The 1084-nt window shown below is 68.1% G+C and carries 3 protein-coding genes; 1 reads left to right on the top strand and 2 read right to left on the bottom strand.

All coding sequences use genetic code 11. The features are described 5' to 3' along the window. Nucleotides 1–54: 54 nt before the first annotated feature. Together HL658_RS35990 and HL658_RS35985 are read right to left on the bottom strand one after the other, a co-directional pair. Nucleotides 55–342: a DUF123 domain-containing protein gene (locus HL658_RS35990; protein ID WP_180286923.1), complete on the bottom strand. Its 288-nt coding sequence runs from the start codon at nucleotides 340–342 to the stop codon at nucleotides 55–57. Between the two features lie 36 nt (nucleotides 343–378). After that, entirely contained in the window at nucleotides 379–573 is a 195-nt protein-coding gene (locus tag HL658_RS35985) for a hypothetical protein (RefSeq protein ID WP_180286924.1), read from the bottom strand. A gap of 191 nt (nucleotides 574–764) precedes the next feature. On the opposite strand from HL658_RS35985, the gene HL658_RS35980 reads away from it, so the two are divergent. Next, nucleotides 765–1084: helix-turn-helix domain-containing protein (locus HL658_RS35980; protein WP_180286925.1), on the top strand; the 320-nt coding region annotated here is incomplete at its 3' end.

Raw genomic sequence — 1084 nt, 5'->3', positions numbered from 1 at the left:
ATGGCAGCGCATCCGGTGGAACCGTCTCTCTGGCCTACCTGACCGCGGGCACGATCACCGCGGCGGACATCCGGGTGGTGGCCTGACGGCGGGGACCGGCGGGGGTGGCGCCCCGCCGGTCCACCGTTCCAAATCCAGCCCGACACCCTCCGGCCAAGCCAGCAGATGGCTGGCGCAGCGGCGGCAGTCGCTGCTGCCGAAGCCGGGCAGCGGCACCGGCAGGGAGGACAGCCCGGCCACCAGCGCGCATTCGTCGCCATCGGGAAAGACCCAAGCACCCGCCACCCGATCGGCCAGCGTCAGCCGGTCGATGTGCCATCGCAGCGCCTTGTCGTGGCGCATGTGGCGGCCGAGAGACCATGCAGAGCCCCTGGGTGATCAGGACCGCGCGGGGTCGGCTGGCGGCTTTGCGGGTGTGAGCGACCACCGCGCGATGGCGCGCACGGCGTCGAGCGCGCAGGCGTTGTCCTCGATGCGGAAGACGCGGCGCAGCTCGACCACGGCGGCCCACTCGCCGCCCTCGTGGAAGGCCCTCTGGATCGCCGCCGCTTCCTGCTGACTGACCATGAACATCGAGGCGCTCCGTCACCGACCGGGGCCGATGATGCGCCCCCGCCGGGGGGCAGGCAAGACGGCCGTGCCGCCGGCTGTCGCTGACACACGATATGGCCGAGGCAGGTAGCACGTGATCTGACCGACCCTACTGGCCTTCGAGAGGGAGGAGGTCGATGGGTGGGGCCAGGGTGCTATCGGAGGTCCGCGCGATGCGGTTTGAAGAGGTTCTGAGCCGGTACCGGTCTGGCCGGCTTTCGAGCGACGAGGCTGCGGATGTTCTGGGAATGTCTGTGAGTTCGTTCTACCGCTGGCGTTGCCGGTACGAAGGAGACGGAGAGACAGGGTTGCAGGATCGGCGGATTGGCAAGACCTCACCGCGTCGCGCCCCGGTCGACGAGGTGGCGAAGGTGCTGGAGCTGTTCGAGACGCGCTACTTCGACTTCAGTGTGAAGCATTTTCACGAGACGGGGTCGCGCCATAGAACGGGCGAGAATACACGTCGCCATTATCAACCAAACACAGCTATGGC

It is taken from the genome of Azospirillum oleiclasticum (assembly GCF_013423485.1).
GTDB classification, from domain to species: domain Bacteria; phylum Pseudomonadota; class Alphaproteobacteria; order Azospirillales; family Azospirillaceae; genus Azospirillum; species Azospirillum oleiclasticum.
The sequence above is the reverse complement of the archived record's forward strand: the minus strand, read 5'-3'. Positions and strand labels throughout refer to the sequence as shown.

Excerpts from the sequence above, each read along its gene's own strand:
- HL658_RS35990 (WP_180286923.1), bottom strand. The coding sequence starts at position 342 with ATGCGCCACGACAAGGCGCTGCGATGGCACATCGACCGGCTGACGCTG.
- HL658_RS35985 (WP_180286924.1), bottom strand. The coding sequence starts at position 573 with ATGTTCATGGTCAGTCAGCAGGAAGCGGCGGCGATCCAGAGGGCCTTC.